Raw genomic sequence first — 17,564 nt, forward strand, 5'->3', positions numbered from 1 at the left:
TAGCGTTATTTAATGCCGTTACTAAATGAATAAAAGAATAATATTAACTGCTGCGTTTTTCGGAGCCTTGGCTGTAGTACTTGGAGCATTCGGAGCGCATGGTTTAAAAAGTATAGTTTCACCAAGCCAATTGGAAACTTGGCAAAAGGGAGTGGAGTATCAATTTTACCACGCTTTTGCCATGCTTTATTTATCCACTTTTGCCCGCTATAAAAACAAACTTATCGCCTTGTCTTTTCTGTTTTTCAGTTTGGGTATCATTTTATTCTCTGGTTCATTGTATTTGTTGGCAATTAAAGATGCTTACAATTTGTCTTTTACCCAATATTTAGGGCCAATTACTCCAATTGGTGGGCTCGCCTTCATTTTAGGCTGGGCTTGTTTGTTCTTAGCAGCATTTAAAGATAAATAATGCAGTTTGCGGAGTCGGATTTTTTGGAGCGGGACACGCTATTTGTAGAGGTAGTTTTACCACTATCGCTTGCTATAAACTATACCTATAGAGTTCCTTTTGAGCTTAATAGTGCAGTTGCTGTAGGCAAAAGGGTAGTTATACAGTTCGGTAAGCATAAAATTTATACGGCTTTGGTGAAAAGCATTGGTAAAAATCCGCCAGAGCATTACCAAGCAAAATATATTATTGATGTTGTAGACGATCATCCGGTAGTTACCGAAAAACAATTTGAATTTTGGCAATGGATCACTTCTTACTATCTCTGTAATGAAGGCGACGTGATGTCGGCATCTTTGCCCACTGGATTGAAATTGGCCAGTGAAACAGTACTGTTGCTGAAGGATGAGCTTCCCGAAGAAATTCAACTAAACGATAAAGAACAGGTCATTTTTGATGTGTTGCAGAAGCAGCACCGTATCAGTATTGACGAGGTCGCCAACCTATTGGGACAGAAAACCGTTTATCCTTTAGTGAATTCGCTCCTTGCGAAGGAAATTATCGTTGCTGCCGAAGAGGTGGTAGACAAATATAAACCCTTGCTGAAATCTTTTGTAAAGCTTAATGTTTTTTACCACGAAGAAGAAAATTTAAGACAGCTTTTTAATCAGTTAGAAAAAGCGCCAAAGCAATTAGATGCGCTGCTAACTTATCTTAAATTAAGTAGGGATAAAGGGTTTGTTGCTAAAAATCAGATAATAGAAGAGAGTGGCAGCGGTCAAGCAGCTTTAAAAACACTTGCAGATAAGGATATCTTCCATATCGAAAAGAGGCCTGTAAGCAGGTTAAGTAGCGATGGAGAAGTGTTTGATATCAATTTTGAGCTAAGCGAACACCAAAAAGCTGCACTGGCTAAGGTTAAACAACAATTTGAAACTAAGGATGTGGTTTTGTTGCATGGCGTTACTGCCGCGGGAAAAACCCAACTTTACATCAAGTTGATTGAAGAAGTTATTGCAGGTGGCGGTCAGGTCTTATTTCTATTGCCCGAAATAGCTTTAACAACGCAAATTGTTGAACGCATTAAACTTTACTTTGGTAATAAAATAGGTGTTTATCATTCAAAATTTAACGATAACGAACGTGTAGAGATCTGGAATAAAGTACTTAATGGTGCTTACCAAGTTGTTTTAGGTGCAAGGTCTGCTGTATTATTGCCATTTTCAGATTTGAAGCTGATTGTAGTAGATGAAGAGCACGAAAATTCTTACAAACAATATGATCCTGCACCTCGATACCAAGCTAGAGATGCTGCAATTTACTTGGCACATTTGCATAAGGCGAAGGTGGTTTTAGGATCCGCTACGCCATCTTTAGAAAGTTACTACAATGCCAAAACCGATAAATATGGTTTGGTAGAACTTAAAGAGCGCTTTGGAGGTGTGCAATTACCGTTGCAAGAAGTTGTTAGCATAGCTGAAGAAACCAAGCGAAAAAAAATGACCTCGTATTTTACGAGTGTATTGATAGACGATATAGCAGATGCGCTAGATAAAAAAGAGCAGGTAATTCTGTTTCAAAACCGACGTGGTTATGCTACCATTTTAATTTGTGCAACTTGTGGTTATGCACCTAAGTGCGTTAATTGCGATGTAAGTTTAACGTACCATAAATCTAGTGGTAAGCTGCATTGTCATTATTGCGGTTATCACCAAAGCAGTGTAAATGTTTGTCCGGCTTGTGGCTCGGTGCATGTAGAGCAGAAGGGTTTCGGTACCGAACGCATTGAAGAAGAACTCAGCCTAATTTTTCCTGATGCTAGAATTGCAAGGTTAGATCTAGATAGTACTAGAACTAAAAATGGAATGCAGCAAATCATTAGTGATTTTCAAGAGAAGAAAAATGATATCTTGATTGGAACGCAAATGGTAGCCAAAGGACTCGATTTCGAAAATGTAAGCTTAATAGGGGTGATTAACGCAGATACTTTACTCAATTTTCCAGATTTTAGGGCTTTTGAGCGCAGCTACCAATTGTTGGCACAAGTAGCTGGTAGGGCAGGCAGGAGAGACAAGCAGGGCAAAGTTTGCATACAAGCTTATGCAGATGATCATCGTATCATTAAGCAAGTAATAAATAATGATTACGAGCAAATGTACGCTGATGAACTGGAAGAGCGTGAGCAGTTCAATTATCCGCCTTTTTCACGTTTAATTTTCATCAATGTGAAACATAAGGATGCCAATGTACTAAATGTAGCTGCGCAAACTTTGGCTGCTAACCTTAAGGGGCAATTGGGTAAACGGGTTTTAGGCCCAGAGCAGCCTTTGGTAGCAAGGGTTAGGAATTACTATATCAAACAAATTATTCTTAAAGTAGAGAGAACGGCCGCCATGCAAAAGGTTAAAACCGTTTTGTTGGCTACTATTAAAGACTTTAATGCGCAAAAAGAATTTAGAAGCGTAATTACGCAGATAGATGTAGATCCTTATTAATTGGTTAACTGCTTGAATTGGTTAATCGGTTAACTGTTTAATCGGTTAATTGTTGACTGCCAACTGTTAACTGAAAACTGCCAACTGAACTAGTTTTTCCCTACTAAATGTATTTGAATGCCAACTGATACAGGGTTTAATAAAGATTCGAACTTAGAATATTTAGCAAAAGTTCTAGTGCTGTTCGCATCATTTTGAACCGTTTCTTGGCGCTCGTAAGAATAATAAAAATCGATACTAGATTCTGCAAAAATGCTGACTTGATTAGCAACGTTTATTTTTAATCCCAAAATTGGTGTTAAAGTTCCTCCATTTTTACTAGCAACTGTAGAGTAAGGTGAGTTTAAGCTCGCTGCGTTAAGACGGGCAACATCCCCTCTGAAATTGTTAGACCTAAAACCAAAATCTGCTCCAAAATATGGTTGTACTATAGAATAATTAAAGTTTTTTTCAAAACCCAATTTAATGCTATAGTCACTTAAGTTACCTTTTGCATTTTCACAATTATCACATTGATTGTTAAACGTGAAATCTTTTTTGTTAAAATAATGCCCACTAATTCTGAATGCCATTTGGTTATCGTTTATCTTGATAATCCCCCCGTTTAACCACATGGTGACATAGTCGTCTGTATTGGTTTGCTGCAGAATTTTTGGTAGTTGCATCATGCTGTATCCTTTTACACCAAGGCTGTAATTGTAATTCCCGTCAACTTGTGCAAAAGCCGAGACACTAATTAATAGAGAGGTGAAAATGAGTATTATCCTATTCATGCAAACATTATTTGTTGGCAAAAATATAAAATATTTGCGATTACAGCGCTTTTTACTGCGATATAGTCTTAATAGTTTTAGGAATATGTTTGAATGTTAGTTTGATAGCGAAACTGTTAGCAAAAAAACGAAATCTTATTTGGTTAAATGCGGATTTAAAGCCTATTTTTGACGGAAATGGCGTACAAGTTCGTAGATAATTACAGAGAAAAAGGAGCGAGAAAAAAACTGGTAGAAATCTTAAAAGAAAGAGGCATATCAGACACAAAAGTGCTAAGGGCAATTGGCAAAGTGCCCCGTCATTTCTTTTTTGATGAAACTTTCTGGAACCAAGCTTACAGAGATATCGCTTTCCCTATAGGCGATGGACAAACTATTTCGCAGCCTTATACTGTAGCTTACCAAACGGAGTTGTTGCATATCCAAAAAGGAAATAAGGTGCTAGAGATTGGTACCGGCTCTGGTTACCAAACTTGTATCTTGATGGAGCTAGGTGCTGATGTTTATACCATTGAACGACAAGAAAATTTGTATGCTAGAACTATTAAGGTTTTGCCTGGTATGGGCTACAATGCTAATTTCTTTTTGGGAGACGGCTCTAAAGGTATTGAAGAACATGCTCCTTACGACAAAATAATTGTAACCGCCGGTGCACCTTTTGTTCCCGAGATTTTGCTGAAACAATTGAAAATTGGCGGTATTTTGGTGATCCCGGTAGGTGACGAAAAATCGCAAAAGATGATTACTGTTATCCGCGTTAGCGAAAACGAATACGATAGAATAGAGCTTGATACGTTTAGGTTTGTGCCTTTAGTGGGCGATCAGGCGTGGTAGATACTTATTGCTGGATTGTTAAATTGTTGTATTGTTGTCGCTGTAGAATTTGGAATACGACTGTCAACTTTGTTAATCTTATCCACTTGATGCTTATAAAGATTGACAAAGTTTATACATCCTTGGCCGTCTGTTTTAAAGTATACGATAGAGAAAATTTTGCTTGTCAGTCTGAGCTTGTCGAAGACTATTGCTGATGTTTCGACGACTTGTCCCGAAACTTCCTATCGTGTGGACACATCTCGTTCCTCCCCGAACACTCGTAATTAAATACGAGCAAATCCCGTAGGGACGACCATTTGGTTGATTTAGATTTAAAGGTCGCACCTACGGCGCTTTGCCCGGACGCTGCATAAGCTTACCAAATGTGAGCTCACCTGGAGCTATTTGCGAATTATAGTATAAATTGCGATTAAATACTACGAATGTTCCGAAGATCTAAGATTGGATAGATTGCTTCACTCTTCCCGCTTATCCTTACGCTTCAGTTCGCAATGACGAAAATAGGTGCGTCATTGCTCTGATGTATCTACACGATAGGAATAGTCGGGAGGACAGGGGAGGAAAATAACATTTACCAATATTTGTGTCCACACGATAGGAAATTTCGGGAAGCTCAAAGTGACGCGAGCGCTTGATATTAAAAACCTTTGTTTTTTTGTTTATTAACCTGAGTTCGATTATTATTTGTGTGTTTTCCACTATTAAATAGGGGTTTTAGCTTATGGTTGTCGTCACCCTGAATTTATTTCAGGGTCGGTTATACAAAACTGATGCTGAAATAAATTCAGCATGACGTTACGCCTAGGCATAGCGAAGGCAAAGCAATATTTTCAATGAAATAATAATCGAACTCAGGTTATTAAGATTGACAAAGGTTATACAGTCTTCTTTTTACGGTGGTTTGTTAGCAACGATGAGATATAACACATCACTTGCATTTTAAACCCAATTGAGCGGATTAGCCCACAGCGAAGTGAAGCGCTAGCGAAACATAGCGAGGACTATGAGCGAAAGTGGGACTAAATGCTGATAGTACTACTTCACAAGCTTTTCGAATTAAATGTATCGCTAAACAATCTAGCAATCTAACAATTCAACAATCACGGATACAGCAGGTATTTCTTCCTCATTTCCTTGTACTTGCTTAAGCCAGGTTCCCAGCTTGCTCTAATTTCGGCTTCGCTTTTTCCATCAATAATCTGCTGCCTAAAATCGGCTACGCCAATTAATCTTTCAATTGGTAAGAGCTGGTTGCTCAATTTCGAATCGAAGAAACTTTCTTTTTTAGGAGATGCTTTGTAAAGCTCCATTACCCATTGAATATTGATTTGTCGCGTTTTTCTGAAAATTGAGGTGTCGTAATTTCTTAAATCAATTCCGTAGCAAACCTGATCTTTAAACAATGGCGTTTCTGCCATACCTTTTATTCCGACAGGTTTAAAAGAAAACTTATAAATGCCTTTAAAATATGGAGCACCTAATACGGTGAACGGAAATTGGGTACCTCGTCCTAAGTTCATGTAAATACCTTCGAACAAGCAGGTGCTTGGGTACAACAAGATTGATTGTGCTGTATTCAGGTTTGGAGAAGGGGCAACCGGCAGCTCATAAGGCATATCGTGGTTGTAATTTGCATTTTTAATGACCGTGATTTTGCATTTCAACTTGTCTTTTAACCAACCCTCGCCATTTAGCATTTGTGCATATTCGCCAACGGTTAAACCATGTGATACCGGAATTGGCTGTATTCCGATGCCTGATTTAAACTTTGGATCTAAAATTGGTCCGTCAATTACAAAACCATTTGGATTCGGTCGGTCAAATATCATTACTTCTTTGCCATTTGCAGCGCAGGCTTCCATCACACGCTGCAAAGTGTTGATATATGTATAAAAGCGAACACCCACATCCTGAATGTCGAAAATCATGACATCAATATCGGCAAGGTTTTCTTTGCTTGGCGTGCTTTGCTTTCCGTACAGAGAGACTACTTTTATGCCTGTTTTTTTGTCGATATCGTCACTAACGTGGATGCCTGCACTCGCATCTCCTCTAAAACCATGCTCAGGACCAAAAATCTTTACTATTTTTACACCACGTTTAAGCAAACTATCAACCGTAGTTGTTTTACCAATAATGGAAGTAGGGTTAACTACCATGCCCACGCGTTTCCCTTTAAGTAGCGGAAGGTAAATTTCGGTTTGTTCAGCACCAGTTTTAAACTGCTTGGTGGTTTGGTTTTGCTTAACGATAGGTGTTGTTTTTTGCGTTTTTTTACTGTTTTGTCCGCAGGCAGTGAATGCAAAGGCAACCAAAAAAAGTTTCAAGAATAGGATTGATTTGTTCATATTCGGGTTTTAGAGTGTTTTGGGCTAAAAATTAACAGTTGCTTAGCTATTTGCTAAGGTACAATTTATTGCAAAATTTGAATATAGAATATTTCATATCGAGTAGGATTTCGTTAAGATCGGAAAGAACGTTTTCTAAGCTGATTGTGCGTATTGCCATTATTGGTGTAATGCTCAGTTTGGCGGTGATGATCCTTTCTGTGGCGATCATCAAGGGATTTAAAACGGAAGTTCAGGATAAGGTTCGTGGTTTTATTGGTGATATCCAGATTTACAGGTACGATTTGAACGGTTCGTTTGAAAAATCGCCATTTATACCTAATGATACTACACTGAACAATCTGAAGAACAATAAGCAGATCAGTGCTTTTTATCCATTTGCAGCTAAGCCAGCCATTATTGTTGCCAACGGAGAAGTAGAAGGTGTAAATTATAAAGGGATAGACAAAAGTTACGACTGGAGCTATATTAAAAAGCACTTGATTAGTGGCGATGTCATCGACTTTTCTGATAGCACCAAAGCATCGCAACAAATACTGATATCGAATTACACGGCCAAGCGTTTGATGCTGAAAACCGGCGATAGTTTTGTGATGCATTTTGTGCAAAACCCACCGAGAAAAAGAAAACTCACCATTGTTGGTATTTACGATATTGGTATTGAAAGTTTAGACAAAGGCTTTGTAATTGGCGATATTGGACTAATTAGACGTTTGAATAATTGGTTGCCGCAACAAACTGGAGGCATAGAAGTACGCATTAAAGATTTTTCTAAGTTAAAAGAGGTATCTGATGAGGTTTACGGAGGGTTGGAATTGAAACTACGGTCTAGATCGGTAGAGGAGAGCACACCAGAAATTTTCACTTGGCTTTCTTTGTTAGATGTAAATACTCAGGTACTTTTGATACTAATGCTCATTGTGGGTGTAATTAATATGATTACTGCTTTGCTGATTATGATTTTGGAACGAACCAATATGATTGGGATGTTAAAAGCAATGGGAATGCGTAATAGCAGTATGATGAAGATTTTTCTTTACAATGCCATTTATTTAGTAGGTATTGGTTTGTTTTTAGGGAATGTTTTGGGTTTAGGATTGTGTTTTCTTCAACAATACACTCATCTATTTAAATTGAGCCAAGCAAATTATTATCTAGATTATGTGCCTATAGAAGTTCATTTTATAGATGTTTTGTTGCTCAATTTAGTAACAATGGTTATTTGCACCTTGGTGTTGATTATTCCTTCTATGTTGGTGAGTAGGATAAGTCCGCTAAAAGCGATTAGGTTTAAGTAGTATTTACCACCTTAGACACCTAAGTGCATTTAAGTTTTTTCTAAGGTTTTCTAAGGTGTCTTAGGAGGTAAAATTTATTTTTGCCTTAAACTCTGTAAAACTCCTATCTTCAAATCATAAGTAGATAAAGTAATCTGTTTTAGATGAAGTGAAGCTAAAACATAATCGGTAATTAGTGATGCCATTACAATCATATCTACACGCAGTGAAACGAGATTTGGCATGGCAATCCGTTCTTCGTGTGTAGCATTAATCAATCTTTTACTTAGATGATGATAGGAAGCAATATCAATTGGCGCATTAGCAATTTCGTTAAGGTTTAATGACGGATTGATCATTGCACTATAAGTTTCAAATGCACCAGCAGAGCCGATGAGTATTTCTGCCCCGAAATTTCTTCCGAAATCAATCAGTTCGGTTAAGGTTTCTTGCAAATGGATGTTAATTTTCTGCTGATCTGTTTCGTTAATCGGGTCAGATTTGAAGAATTTCTGCATCAGCCTTGCTGCACCAATGTCAAAACTTTTTTTCCAGTAGAAACCTTCTTCGTCGCAAAATATGAATTCGGTACTTCCACCGCCAATATCTATAATTAAAGATTTGCCTTTGATAGCGCCGCTGTACTTCACGCCTTCGTAGATCAAGTTTGCTTCTTCGTTACCATCAATTAACTCAATGGCAATTCCAGTTTCTTTTTTTACGGTATCAATAAATTCTTGCCCGTTGCCGGCACTGCGTACACCCGAAGTTGCCACAGCCCTAATTTTTGAAACGCCATGTTCATCAAGCGTAGCTTTAAATTCCTTTAAGCAATTTATGCCACGCCCAAACGCAGTAGGGATGATCCGATTTGCCAGTGTGATATCCTCACCTAATTTTACAGGCTTATTGGTTTTATAAATGATATTCATCTCACTACCCACCATTTCGGCGATAATGAGATGAAAGGTATTAGTGCCTAAGTCTATTGCTGCAATTTTCATGTTGACCGCTTTGGGCGGTTAATCTACGAAATCATCTCGCAGCAGCAAAACCAAAGCAGCGCTGCTCATTAGCAGTTTTTCTTTTTCATTGCTCTTTTTTAAGAAAATAGTACCGTTATCAATTAAAGATATTGCACCTACAATTTCACCTTGTTTGTTTTCGAACTGAAAGCCAACCGGAATTTTGCTGATCGATTTTGGCTTGGTTTTGATGACCGTTTTAACTGTGTAATAATTGTCGGTGTCTAGCATAATTTTTCCAACAATGCCATCTTTGTACATTTCTACTTCGGCATTATTAACCTGCATTAGCCAAGGCTTTTCGGCATCATCTAAGTAGATATGGGCGTAGCAGTTGTTCTGTAGCGAATCCTTTTTTCTATACCTTTCTGCCTCCATTTGAACTTTATCGCCACTGTTAAAAAAAAGGTTACGGCTTCTCAAAGCGTTGCTCATAAAAACCTCGGAAGTGCCAGTTGTGGCAGAAGTTAAAACAAAAGTCATTTCGTTCTTTTTCTTTTTGCCGCCAATCATCACGGTTTCTTCTCCATTGCTAAAACCAAAGGCACGTTTGTGGCTTTTGTTCCACGAACGTTTAATGTATTGGGTTTGGTAGTCGTCGAAGCTAACGGTCTGATTAATGCGTATGCCTTGTGAGCCTTTAACCTTGTGTTGTACCAATTCATTGTTAGGTACATCAATTTGCATAGTTGCGCAAGAGCTTAAAAATAAGGTGATAAGCCCTAAGAGATGGTAAGTTTTTGATTTCATTTTGTGTGTATTTAATGAACCAAAACTATTCAAAATCATACCACGACCAACGGCGTTTGTCGCTTTTTACATTTTTTAACAAATGACTCCGTATGTGAAAAGAGGATTAGACAAGAAAATGAGTTTTATTTAGCAGTTTAAAATCTACGATCAGTGGGTCTGAAATACCATGACATTATAATTAAAATAAGTAAGAGCATAGGGCCAAAATATTCTACTGCTTTATCGCCAACAGCAATATGCGTGAAAATTGCTCCCGAAATTAAAAAGAAAAATCCCGCATAAGCCCACTCTTTTATCAATGGAGATTTAGGGATAAGAATAGCTATTACACCTAATATCTTCCAAATGCCAATTATGGTCAAAAAATAGGAGGGATATCCTAAAATGTTCATCTTTTCAACTTCTTCTTTCATTCGTATAATCTGTACTGTGCCAGTTGACACCATTCCTAAGCTTAACCAAATGGTTGCAATCCAATAAATGATTTTATTTCTCTTTTTCATCTATATATTATTTCATGAGCTTAAAAGCTTGTTTATTCTTTAATTTTTTTAATGTAAATGGCAATAGGAGGTTGATTTTGAAACATCATTTCAATTTGCCAATTAATTTTTCGAGTAGGTTATGCGCCATATTAATGCCTTGTGCAAATGGAAGTTTAAGCATATTGTCTCTGTCGGCACTTGATTTAAAAACAATTTTCATTAACAGTTTACTTTTTTGTTCTTCGAGAGGCTCAAAATCCAAAAATTCGAGTTGAACAGGGAAACCAGTATTTTCCATTTCAAAAGTTCTTATGATATTTTGATTTTCAGTTATCTTATGGATGACACCGTTGGCACGAAATAACACATTTCCTTGCTGGTTTTTAGTTTCAAACAAGTAACTTCCGTGATCTCGGTTTTCCATCATCAGAACCTTGTTTCCCATCCATTGTTCTATTAGCTCGGGTATTGTATAGGCCTTAAAAAGTAAATCGACTGGCAAGTCAAATGTTCTTGTTATTAAAATTTCTTGTTTACCCTCTTCGGCGTTTAATTTTGTTTTCTGCTCTGCCATATTATTTTTTTGCTTTATATGATTTCATTACCTGCTCCAATTTGTTAAACCTATCGTCCCAAAGTTTTCTGAAGGGTTCTAAAAAATTGGCTATCTCTTGCATTTTGGTAGCGTTAAGGTGATAGTAAATTTCTCGTCCTTGTTGTTCTTGCTTTAACAGCTCACATTTTGTGAGAATTTGAAGATGCTTTGAAACGGTAGGTCTTGCTGTGTCAAATTTGGAGGCAATAATTCCCGCGGTCATTGATTGCGTAGCTAGTAAAAGAAGAATTGCTCTTCTGGTTGGGTCTGCAATAGCTTGGAAAACGTCTCGTCTTAAATTCATTATGAAGTTATTTGACTACAAATATAAATGTAGTTATTTGACTACGCAATTTTTTTAAAAAATATTTATAATTAATTAACGTTTTTGCGAGGAATACGCAAAACCGCCTAAATTCTTTATTTTAAAGAGTTTTGGCAACAATGAGCAACCCTCGATTTTAGTATATCAGCCTCATTTAAATAAAAATAGCTAAATGGCAGTTCTTTTTTGACTTTCAGAAGAATGTGTGTAATAGAAGTAATAGAAAGCAGTGCGAGAGATACAAGGGGTGAAATGGAACTGGGTTATTGATGGTAGAAGCAATGCCCTTAGTTTATTATTCCAAAAACATTGGCTAGACCCTATTATAGGCTTTAAAATCTCCCTCTAAAAAGCTATTTTTGCATCAAATTTTACCCTATAAATGAGCATATCTACAAAATACAATCCGCAAGAAACAGAAGACAAATGGTACAGCTATTGGTTGGAGAAGCGTTTTTTTCACTCAGAGCCTGATGAGCGTGAACCTTACACCATCGTAATCCCTCCACCAAACGTAACGGGGGTGCTGCATATGGGGCACATGCTTAACAATACCATTCAGGATGTATTGATACGTAAGGCTCGTATGCAAGGTAAAAATGCTTGTTGGGTACCAGGTACAGATCATGCTTCTATTGCTACCGAGGCAAAGGTGGTAGCAATGCTAAAGGAGCAGGGCATAAATAAATCTGATTTAACCCGTGAAGAGTTCTTGAAATATGCTTGGGAGTGGAAAGATAAGTACGGCGGTATCATTTTAGAGCAGTTAAAGAAACTAGGCGCTAGTTGCGATTGGGACAGAACCCGTTTTACGATGGAAGAAGACCTTTCTGATGCCGTAATCGATAGTTTCATCCACTTGTATAAAAAAGGCTTGATTTACCGTGGTTATCGTATGGTAAACTGGGATCCACAAGGTAAAACTTCTATTTCTGACGAAGAGGTAATTCGTAAGGAAGTAAACTCGAAGTTATACTATATTAAATACTTTGTGGCTACAGATGCTAGTCAGTACGTAACCGTTGCTACCACCCGTCCAGAAACAATCATGGCGGATGCGGCGATTTTCGTGAACCCTAATGATGAGCGTTTTAAGCACTTGGTAGGTAAGAAAGTGCTTATTCCGTTAATTAACCGCGAAATTGAGGTAATGACGGATGAATACGTGGATATGGAGTTTGGTACTGGTTGCTTAAAGGTAACGCCAGCACATGATACAAACGATTACGAGCTTGGGCTAAAATACAATTTAACGCCGTTTTTAGATATTTTAGATGATGATGCCAAACTGAATGAGAAAGCTGAGATTTTAGTTGGCGAAGACCGTTTTGTAGCTCGTAAGAAAATTGCCAAAATGCTGGAAGAAGCTGGTAATTTAGAAAAGGTAGAAGATTACAAATCGCAAGTAGGTTTTTCTGAACGTACTGATGCGGTAATTGAGCCTAAGGTATCCTTACAGTGGTTTGTGAAAATGAAAGAGTTTGCACAACCAGCTTTAGATGATGTAGTAAATGGCGAAGTAAATCTAATTCCTAATAAATTCGAGAATACCTACAAACATTGGATGGAGAATGTTCGCGATTGGAACATTTCTCGTCAGTTATGGTGGGGACAGCGTATTCCGGCTTGGTATTTACCAGATGAGACCTTTGTAATTGCTAAAACTAGAGAAGAGGCATTTGAGGAAGCGAAGCTGAAAAATCCAGATTTACAACCTTCAGACTTAAAACAGGATGAAGACGTAATGGATACTTGGTTCTCGTCTTGGTTATGGCCAATTTCTGTTTTCGATGGTTTTAAAAATCCTGATAACAAAGATTTTAATTACTATTACCCAACCAACGATTTAGTGACTGCGCCAGAGATTTTGTTCTTCTGGGTAGCACGTATGATCATGGCTGGTCGTGAGTTTACCGGCAAAAAGCCTTTCACTAACGTATATCTAACTGGTATTGTTCGTGATAAGTTGGGCCGTAAAATGTCTAAATCTTTGGGTAACTCACCAGACCCAATTGGCTTGATTGATAAATACGGTGCCGATGGTGTTAGGGTAGGGATGTTGATGTCGAGCCCAGCGGGTAACGATTTAATGTTTGATGAAGCTTACTGTGAGCAGGGCAGAAACTTTGCCTCTAAGGTTTGGAATGCCTTCCGTTTGGTAAAAGGCTGGGAGGCTGATGTCAATTTGGCTAACCCTAACGAGCAGGCCATTGCTTGGTTCGAAAGCCGTTTTAGCGAAGCATTAATTGAAATTGAGCATAACTTTAAGCAATACCGTTTATCGGAAGCTTTAATGGCGACCTATAAGTTGGTTTGGGACGATTTCTGTGCTTGGTACCTCGAAATGGTAAAACCTGCTTACCAGCAGCCTGTCGATGCAGCTACCAAAGCAGCTACGGTTAAGTTTTTTGAGCAAATCTTAAAATTGTTGCATCCGTTTATGCCTTTCTTAACCGAAGAGCTTTACCACGATGAACTATTTGGTGAGCGTACCGAAATGGATTGCTGTATCGTAGCAGATTATCCAGTGGTAGGTGCAGTTAACGATGGTTTGTTAAAAGAAGCAGAATTGGTAAAAGGCTTGGTGTCGGAAATTAGAAACGTAAGAAACACCCGCCAAATTTCTCCGAAAGAGGCTTTAGAGTTAAGCATTAAAGCAAATTCTGACGTTAATTATAACAACTGGTTAAACATAGTTTATAAGTTAGCTAACGTTAGCAAAGCTGATTTTGTAAGCGATAAAGTTGCCGGTGCAGCTAGCTTCATGGTAGGTAAAGACGAGTTCTTTATCCCTTTAAGTCAGAATGTTGATGCAGATGCGGAAAAAGAGCGTTTAACGAAAGAGTTGGAATATCTGCAAGGTTTCTTAAAGTCTGTAGATGCCAAGTTGAGTAACGAACGTTTTGTACAAAATGCAAAACCAGAGATCATTGAAAACGAGCGCAACAAAAAAGCAGATGCTGAGTCGAAAATTACGATTATTAAGGAAAGTTTAGCTGCGTTGTAGGCTTGGGATTATGTTGTAGGTTATAAGTTTTATTAATATACTAATAGATAATAGTTGTCAATCCTTCCAGTTTTTATTGGAAGGATTTTTTTTCTTAGCTTAACCCTCTCTGCCCTTCGGGCATCTCTCCCTGAGAGGGAGAGAAATAGTAAAGTTGTTTAAGCACCACGCTACTCTCTCCCTTTTAGGGAGAGATGGCGGAGCCAGAGAGGGTGTTCAAGCATGTTCTGTTTTTGAAAGGGAGAGGGGGTAGCGTGGTATATATGCACTCTGTATTTTTCTCTCCCTTTTAGGGAGAGATGGCGAAGCCAGAGAGGGTGTTAAATTTTATTACTATTAAATTAACTATTTAATAGTAAATTTATGTGTCAACCAAAAACCTATGGATGCCAAATCATTTCGAAAACAACTTCGTAGAAATCAAACTTCTGCAGAAACTGCCTTTTGGCTTCAAGTTAGAGCAAATCGATTTTTAGGTTTAAAATTTAGGCGACAGCACACAATAGATAAATATACAGTTGACTTTTATTGCGCTGAAGCTAAGCTTATTGTTGAATTAGATGGAAGCAGTCATGATAATGTGGGTAAATCCCTTTACGATTACGAAAGGGATGTTTTCTTGAAAGCTAAAGGTTATAACGTAGTAAGGTTAGATAATAATTCTATGCTACAATATCCAGAAGTGGTAATGGAGTATTTAAAAGGGAGTATTGAAAGTAGGAAGCTCATAAGCAAAGTTTAACCCTCTCTGCCCGTTGGGCATCTCTCCCTGAGAGGGAGAGAAAGTAGCGTTATGTTTATATGAAACTTGCTAATCAGCATGGTATATAAATGAGGAATGTAAATGACAAAATGATATGAGACTTGCTTTTCTCTCCCTTTCAGGGAGAACCGTAGTGTAACGCAGCTCATTGATACCTAAGATGAAATACACAATTATCAATAGATGGCGAAGCTAGAGAGGGTCATTGTAAGTGTCTTTTCGAAATCTACATCATCTACGTGTAAATATCCCAATCCCTGTATCAACCCTTTTACAAGTAAACTTTACTTTTTAAAACAAAACTTAGTTTCTTTATAAATCATTTAAAATTACCAAGTATGAAGAGATTTTTCCTGTTTTTCGTAGCTGCGGCAGCAGTATCGTGCACTAGTAGCCAAACCAAAGAAGGGTCGGCAGCAGCCTCTAATGTTTTTATAGAGCAGAAAGTTTCTGAGTTTGTGGCACAACACCCAGAGTGGACCAGTGGCGACAATACCAACGAAGAAATTACCGATAAGTTTCAGCATGAAGTTAAGCGCTGGAGTAATGAAGAAGGTTTTTTAAGCGATATGCCTTTACAATTGAAAGAGTTTAGAGATACCACGTTGAGTGGGCAGAATTTTAAAGTAGGTACTTTTATTGGATATAATGACAATACCAGGCCTCAAGGTTCGTTGCTAAATTATATTCAAATTAAGGTTGACGGTATATTGCCGCCAGATATAGCCCAACAAGTGAAAATTGATAGCAAATACACTGTAGACGCAATGCTTTATAGACAAGGCAGTCGCAAAGATGTAAAAGTGATTAATGTAGCCGATTTTAAAGGTTACGATTTGGGTAGATATACTTTCTCCATTACAAAGGCAAACCCAATAAAATAATATTGAAATTTATAAGTGAGAGCCTTTCAGTTAATACTGGGAGGCTTTTTGTATATAGGTTATTGGTGATTTGGAGTTGCTTTTAAGTTATTGATGATGCTTTTCAGCATTGTAGGCACAATTAGCTTGTGAAAAGGCTTAACCGGGAAAAAGTATAAACGCCCTAACCAACTGTGAAACTTAACTACAGTACTAAGGGTGAGCGTTTTTTCGTGGCCATTGTTTCCATTCGGTTGAAGATAAAGCGATACCCTAAAATCCAAATGTTTATCATCTTCTCCAATAATTACTTCGTTTTCATCGCGGTGGTAGACTTGAAACAAACCTAGGCGTTCACCAACTTCACATTTAAATGCTACTAACTGCTTTTGCCTATCTAAAATGTTTTCAGGAGTTTTTAAACCTAAGCGTTTTACTATGGCGTTTCTAAAAGAAAATAGTTTTTCAATCCATTTTGGGCCACTGCTAAAAAAGGCTTTACCTACTTTGGCAGCATCAATGTTCTCATTTTTATCAATAAAGCTACCTTCAAAGCTGTCAACATAATCGTAGCTGCTGTTAGCGAGCATGGAAGTTAGAGGTAAGTTAGATTTCTTTATGCTCATTAGGTGAGTTACTTTAACCTTTCTAGTCTACCTTTTCGCTTCACTATGTTTTTATAATCCCATTGGATATCTCTTGCTTTTGCTAGCCAACGTTTTAAATCCTCAACGTTCACTTCATCTACGGAGTTGTAGCGAGCTTCGGCAGCTTTAAATTTGTCTTCGTTTGTTAAACCAGCTTCTTCAAACGATTGTCCGCTCCAAAAAAGTAAACGTACACTGTCTTTTAATTTACTGTAGCCGGCAACTGGATTTCCATCTAAAAACCAAACCGGATGCGCATGCCAGATTTTGTTTTCTGCTTCTGCAAGATTTTCATCGATGGTTTTGGCTAATAGGTCGCAAATTGCTTTGTCTGCTGCTGTTTGTTTGTTGTTGTAATCTTGTACTTCTGGGTTCATGCGTTGTATTTTGATTTATCAAGAAACTCATCTGTAAAATGAGCTTTCTGCTGTGGTTTTGCAAATTTATCAGCGTTGTAAACTTGTGATCGCCCTTTGGGTATAGATAACGATTGCCAACCATTTTCAGCAAGCATCTTACCAAGCATCACAATTTGCCCAATGTGATAGGGGTAATGTGCCAATTGGCGATTAATAGCTTCGGTAACGGTATGCCCTTGATTGCGGATATAGATAATTCTGTCCAAATCATTCGCTGTTAGCGGGTTGATGGCCTCGAACAGACAAGTCCAACCTTGTTCCCATTTTTCAATTACAGCTGCTTTAGTCTTAAGTTGTGGTTCAAATTCTAGATCCCTGTTTCGCCATTCCTTCTCGCCATCGGTAGTGAGAAAGTCGGTAAAACGTGAAAGCATATTGCCCGAGAGGTGGTTTACAATCATGGCAATGCTGTTGCTGTCTTCGTTATATTGCCAGAAAAATGCATCATTATTGAGTTGGGCGAAGGTTTTATCGCCAAGCATTTTGTAGTACTGAAATTGTTTTTTAACGCTATCGAGGTAATCGTTGTTCATTTTCGTTGTTTTGTTATTTAAAGATAGG

At 37.9% G+C, this 17,564-nt stretch carries 17 protein-coding genes; 7 read left to right on the forward strand and 10 right to left on the reverse strand.

The genetic code is table 11. The features are described 5' to 3' along the window. Nucleotides 1-25 precede the first annotated feature (25 nt). A complete protein-coding gene (locus REI64_RS00385; RefSeq protein WP_308848094.1) occupies nucleotides 26-412 on the forward strand; it encodes a DUF423 domain-containing protein in 387 nt (128 codons plus the stop codon). Continuing rightward, entirely contained in the window at nucleotides 412-2,886 is a 2,475-nt protein-coding gene (priA, locus tag REI64_RS00390; protein ID WP_308848095.1) for a primosomal protein N', read from the forward strand. The genes REI64_RS00385 and priA overlap by 1 nt, the downstream gene beginning before the upstream one ends. A gap of 89 nt (nucleotides 2,887-2,975) precedes the next feature. On the opposite strand, the gene REI64_RS00395 is transcribed toward priA, so the two are convergent. Further along, entirely contained in the window at nucleotides 2,976-3,659 is a 684-nt protein-coding gene (locus REI64_RS00395; protein WP_308848096.1) for a hypothetical protein, read from the reverse strand. Nucleotides 3,660-3,836: 177 nt separating this feature from the next. Between REI64_RS00395 and REI64_RS00400 the strand changes: the two genes are divergently transcribed. Then, a complete protein-coding gene (locus REI64_RS00400; RefSeq protein ID WP_308848097.1) occupies nucleotides 3,837-4,493 on the forward strand; it encodes a protein-L-isoaspartate(D-aspartate) O-methyltransferase in 657 nt (218 codons plus the stop codon). 1,103 nt (nucleotides 4,494-5,596) lie between these two features. Here REI64_RS00400 and REI64_RS00405 read toward each other — a convergent pair. Next, entirely contained in the window at nucleotides 5,597-6,844 is a 1,248-nt protein-coding gene (locus REI64_RS00405) for a DUF1343 domain-containing protein (RefSeq protein WP_308848098.1), read from the reverse strand. A gap of 77 nt (nucleotides 6,845-6,921) precedes the next feature. Here REI64_RS00405 and REI64_RS00410 point away from each other — a divergent pair, with 77 nt between their 5' ends. Continuing rightward, on the forward strand, nucleotides 6,922-8,142 hold the full coding sequence (locus REI64_RS00410) for an FtsX-like permease family protein (protein WP_308848099.1): 1,221 nt from the start codon (nucleotides 6,922-6,924) through the stop codon (nucleotides 8,140-8,142). 74 nt (nucleotides 8,143-8,216) lie between these two features. Here the strand turns inward: REI64_RS00410 and REI64_RS00415 are convergent, their stop codons facing one another. From REI64_RS00415 to REI64_RS00435, 5 genes are all read right to left on the reverse strand, one after another. After that, entirely contained in the window at nucleotides 8,217-9,125 is a 909-nt protein-coding gene (locus tag REI64_RS00415; protein WP_308848100.1) for an exopolyphosphatase, read from the reverse strand. A gap of 18 nt (nucleotides 9,126-9,143) precedes the next feature. Continuing rightward, entirely contained in the window at nucleotides 9,144-9,896 is a 753-nt protein-coding gene (locus REI64_RS00420; protein WP_308848101.1) for a hypothetical protein, read from the reverse strand. A gap of 137 nt (nucleotides 9,897-10,033) precedes the next feature. After that, the gene (locus REI64_RS00425) at nucleotides 10,034-10,402 is read right to left on the reverse strand and encodes a DoxX family protein (protein ID WP_308848102.1); all 369 of its coding nucleotides are present in this window, start codon (nucleotides 10,400-10,402) and stop codon (nucleotides 10,034-10,036) included. Between the two features lie 85 nt (nucleotides 10,403-10,487). Next, nucleotides 10,488-10,958, reverse strand: coding sequence for an SRPBCC domain-containing protein (locus REI64_RS00430; protein WP_308848103.1), 471 nt, complete (start codon nucleotides 10,956-10,958; stop codon nucleotides 10,488-10,490). 1 nt (nucleotide 10,959) lies between these two features. Beyond that, nucleotides 10,960-11,283 carry a metalloregulator ArsR/SmtB family transcription factor gene (locus REI64_RS00435; protein WP_308848104.1) on the reverse strand — a complete coding sequence of 108 codons (324 nt, stop codon included), beginning with the start codon at nucleotides 11,281-11,283 and terminating at the stop codon, nucleotides 10,960-10,962. A gap of 403 nt (nucleotides 11,284-11,686) precedes the next feature. Between REI64_RS00435 and REI64_RS00440 the strand changes: the two genes are divergently transcribed. From REI64_RS00440 to REI64_RS00450, 3 genes are all read left to right on the forward strand, one after another. Next, on the forward strand, nucleotides 11,687-14,311 hold the full coding sequence (locus tag REI64_RS00440) for a valine--tRNA ligase (protein WP_308848105.1): 2,625 nt from the start codon (nucleotides 11,687-11,689) through the stop codon (nucleotides 14,309-14,311). A 382-nt stretch (nucleotides 14,312-14,693) separates the two neighbouring features. Next, nucleotides 14,694-15,053 carry a DUF559 domain-containing protein gene (locus REI64_RS00445; protein ID WP_308848106.1) on the forward strand — a complete coding sequence of 120 codons (360 nt, stop codon included), beginning with the start codon at nucleotides 14,694-14,696 and terminating at the stop codon, nucleotides 15,051-15,053. 359 nt (nucleotides 15,054-15,412) lie between these two features. Further along, nucleotides 15,413-15,958 (forward strand): hypothetical protein, encoded by a 546-nt coding sequence (locus tag REI64_RS00450; protein ID WP_308848107.1) that lies wholly within the window; start codon nucleotides 15,413-15,415, stop codon nucleotides 15,956-15,958. A gap of 59 nt (nucleotides 15,959-16,017) precedes the next feature. On the opposite strand, the gene REI64_RS00455 is transcribed toward REI64_RS00450, so the two are convergent. From REI64_RS00455 to REI64_RS00465, 3 genes are read right to left on the reverse strand one after another with little or no spacing between them, the layout of a single operon-like run. Continuing rightward, nucleotides 16,018-16,563, reverse strand: a complete 546-nt coding sequence (locus REI64_RS00455) for a DUF2867 domain-containing protein (RefSeq protein ID WP_308848108.1) — start codon at nucleotides 16,561-16,563, stop codon at nucleotides 16,018-16,020. Between the two features lie 8 nt (nucleotides 16,564-16,571). Continuing rightward, nucleotides 16,572-16,961 carry a DUF1801 domain-containing protein gene (locus REI64_RS00460; RefSeq protein WP_308848109.1) on the reverse strand — a complete coding sequence of 130 codons (390 nt, stop codon included), beginning with the start codon at nucleotides 16,959-16,961 and terminating at the stop codon, nucleotides 16,572-16,574. Next, nucleotides 16,958-17,536, reverse strand: a complete 579-nt coding sequence (locus REI64_RS00465; protein WP_308848110.1) for a DUF1572 domain-containing protein — start codon at nucleotides 17,534-17,536, stop codon at nucleotides 16,958-16,960. The genes REI64_RS00460 and REI64_RS00465 overlap by 4 nt, the downstream gene beginning before the upstream one ends. Between the last annotated feature and the right edge of the window lie 28 nt (nucleotides 17,537-17,564).

Origin of the sequence: Pedobacter sp., assembly GCF_031119335.1 — a bacterium.
Taxonomy (GTDB): domain Bacteria; phylum Bacteroidota; class Bacteroidia; order Sphingobacteriales; family Sphingobacteriaceae; genus Pedobacter.